This window comes from Amycolatopsis rhizosphaerae (assembly GCF_007713715.1).
Lineage (GTDB): Bacteria > Actinomycetota > Actinomycetes > Mycobacteriales > Pseudonocardiaceae > Amycolatopsis_E > Amycolatopsis_E rhizosphaerae.
This window is the reverse complement of sequence record NZ_VJWX01000683.1, coordinates 1-2,937: the sequence shown is the minus strand read 5'-3', so window position 1 is coordinate 2,937 and position 2,937 is coordinate 1. Positions and strand designations below refer to the sequence as shown.

The 2,937-nt window shown below is 72.0% G+C and carries 2 protein-coding genes and 1 pseudogene; all 3 read right to left on the bottom strand.

Annotated features, from left to right (window positions below; genetic code table 11):
• Positions 1-4: 4 nt before the first annotated feature.
• Positions 5-973 carry a ketoacyl-ACP synthase III gene (locus tag FNH05_RS35460; protein ID WP_144593218.1) on the bottom strand — a complete coding sequence of 323 codons (969 nt, stop codon included), beginning with the start codon at positions 971-973 and terminating at the stop codon, positions 5-7.
• A complete protein-coding gene (locus tag FNH05_RS35455) occupies positions 967-2,004 on the bottom strand; it encodes a ketoacyl-ACP synthase III (protein ID WP_144593217.1) in 1,038 nt (345 codons plus the stop codon). Before FNH05_RS35455 ends, FNH05_RS35460 begins: the two co-directional genes overlap by 7 nt.
• Positions 2,001-2,937: pseudogene (locus FNH05_RS38570) on the bottom strand (hypothetical protein); the annotation flags it as partial. The pseudogene FNH05_RS38570 and the gene FNH05_RS35455, both read right to left, overlap by 4 nt.

The window sequence follows — 2,937 nt, the reverse complement described above, 5'->3', positions numbered from 1 at the left end:
CGGCTCACCCCACCCGGTAGAGCATGGCGCCGTAGTACCAGCCGGCCCCGATGGCCGGGCTGAGCACCAGGTCACCGGGCCGGAACCGGCCCGCGCCCCGCGCCTCGGCCAGCACGATCGGGATCGAGGCGCTGGAGGTGTTGCCGCGCTCCTGGAAGTTCACCACGAACTTCCCCGCGGGCACGCCGAGCGCCTCCCGGACCCGGTTGTGCACCACGTCCGTACCGGGATGCGGCACCACCCAGTCCACTGTGTCCATGTCGAGACCGTTGCGCCGCAGCAGTTCCCCGCTGACCTCGACGATGCTCGACACGGCGTGCTCCGGCAGGTCCTTCTGGCTGCGCACCCATCCGTGCGGCGCCGGGGCGGACACCACCTTCGCGCGTTCCCCGTCACTGCGCAGCACCAGGTCGATCAGGCCGGGGTTCTCCGGGCGCTTCGACAGCACCACGGCGCCGGCCGCGTCCCCGCACACCAGTTCTCCCTTGCTGCCGGGACGCGCTCGGCGGCTGAACTGCTCGGAGCAGACGACGAGCGCGTGCCGGGTGTGCGGCAACGTGTTCAGATGCGCCGCCGCGATGCCCGTGGCGTGGATGAATCCCGTGCAGGCGCCCGAAACGTCGAAGGCCAGCGTGCGCGGGCAGCCGAGCAGCGCCGCCGTCTCCGGCGCGTGCTCGGGCACGAACGGCGGCACCGTCCAGCTGGCCAGCACCACCAGGTCGAGTTCCGCCGGGGCGAGCCCGGCGTCGGCGACCGCGAGCCTGCCCGCTTCGGCGCCCATGTACGGAATGGTTTCGGTCTCACTGCTGCGATGCCGGGCGCGCACCGAGACGGTGCCCAGTACGGAGGCGTCGATCGGGTTGTCGCCGCCGCGGGAGAAGTCCTCGTTGACGATCCGGTTCCGGGGGTAGTAGAGCCCGAACCCGGTCAGCGCCACCCCGGTCGCGGCCCACGGATTAGGCTGGTTCAGCATGCGCGGACGTCCCCTTCTTCCCGCTCGCCGGGCCGTCCATAGTGGAAGATCATCGCCCCCCAGCTGAACCCCCGGCCGACGCTCATCGCCAGTATCCGGTCGCCCCGGCGGACGCGTCCGTTGTGGACGTTTTCGGACAGGCACCCCGGCACGCTGACGCTGGAGGTGTTGCCCCGGCGGTCGATGTTGACCAGTACCCGTTCCCGCGGCGGATCGAGCAGCTCGACCACCTCGTTGATCATGTTGATGTTGCCCTGGTGCGGAATGACCCAGTCCAGTTCATCCCAGCCGCGGCCCGCGCGGCGCAGTGCCTCCCAGCTCGCTTCGGCGAGGAAACCGGCGCCGATCGCCCCGACCACCTTCCCCTTCATCATCATCTTGTCCTCGTCGTCGATGTCGAAGGCGTCGAAGTGCTCGGCGTCCGACCGCAACACCACGGCGTCCAGACCGGACGGTCCGTCGTGCCGCCGCCATACCGCGGCGGCGGCCCCGCCACCGAACAGCGCCGCGTTGCGGTAACGGAAGTTCAGGATGGGCAACGGGTTCTCCGCGCACACCACGAGCACGGTGCCGGCGTCGAGGCTGCTGAGCAGCCCTTGCGCCACGGTGCTGGCGTGCAGGAATCCCACACAGGCCACCCCGGTCACGTCGAAACCGAAGGCGCGGTCCGCGCCGAGCCGTTTCTGCAGGGGCAGCGCGAGGTCGGAGTACCGGTTGCCCGCCGTGGTCGGGTTGACCCGCGGGCGGGCGGTCGCCGTGGTCGCCACGATGACGTCGATGTCGTCCGCGGTCACATGTGCGTCCTTCATCGCCAGCGTGGCGGCCCGCTCCGCCATGTCCACGTGGTGCCTGCCCGGCGGCGGCCAGTGCCGCGCCCCCACCCCGGTGTGGCGGCGGATCCAGGCGTCGTCGATCCCGAGCGCGGGGTGCTCGGTCTCGAAAAAGCGGTTGGTCACCGGCTCGCCGGGGAAGTCGTGGCCGACTCCGGCGAGCACGACCGGCGCCGGGCGGGCCGCGGCGGTGGGGATCATCGATAGACTCCTTCCGGATCGAACTCGCGCAGCGCGTCGATCTCCTTGTCACTGAAGGGTTTTTCCGGCTCCACCGGGGTGTCGAGCACGGGCCAGCGGGTCCGTTCGCGCAGCGTGGTGATCGGGTCCGCCGCCGGATCCCCGGCCGGCGGGAGCCAGGTCCTCAGCACGAACGGTTCGTCCGCTCCCCCGCGCGCCAGCCGCCCGTACTGGGTCGCCACCGTGTGCACGTTGTGCCCGGGGCAGGTGGCGAAGGCCACGCGCGGCACGAACCGGCGCGGTGACGCCGCCGCGACCACCAGCGTGTCCAGGTGGCTGGCGAAGTCGTTGGCCCCGCCCGAACCCACCAGGAAGGCACCGTCGGCGGTCCGGCTGCTGTTGATCCGCCCGCCCGCGTCGATCTCGCCCGCGGACAGCACGGCCAGCGCCCGGCCGCGGCCGCCGGAGGCCAGCGCGCCCAGTACTTCCAGCGTCCCGGCATGGGCCCGGCAGCGCGCCGCATGCCGTTGGGAGAACAGGAAAACGTCACCGGGCGCGGCGTGCAGGTCGACCAGGCCGAGTTCGGCGTGCAGCTGCACGGGGCAGCCCCGTTCCCGCAGTTGCGCCGCGGCCAGCCACGCGGCGAGGTGCGAAACGCCGATTCCGGCCAGGATCGCGCGGTACCCGCGTTCGAGCACACGGTCCACAATGGCCCGTGCGGCCAGCAGCACGTGCCGCTCCCGCCACGTCGGCTCCCCGCCTGCCGGACGACGGACCTGCACCCGGCCTTCGCGCAACCGCGCCAGGCGGTCCCCGCCGAGGCGGCGCACCATCGCGTCCTGGCCCGGCACCTCGGTGACCCAGCGGCGGTACCAGTCCTCGCGCCCCTCCGGCGTGGCACACGCCCGCGCCAGCTCCACCAGGAAGTCGTAGTCGTCGAGGTAACCCTCGAAC

Coding starts and splice junctions, on each gene's coding strand:
- FNH05_RS35460 (WP_144593218.1), bottom strand. CDS start 973: ATGCTGAACCAGCCTAATCCGTGGGCCGCGACCGGGGTGGCGCTGACC.
- FNH05_RS35455 (WP_144593217.1), bottom strand. CDS start 2,004: ATGATCCCCACCGCCGCGGCCCGCCCGGCGCCGGTCGTGCTCGCCGGA.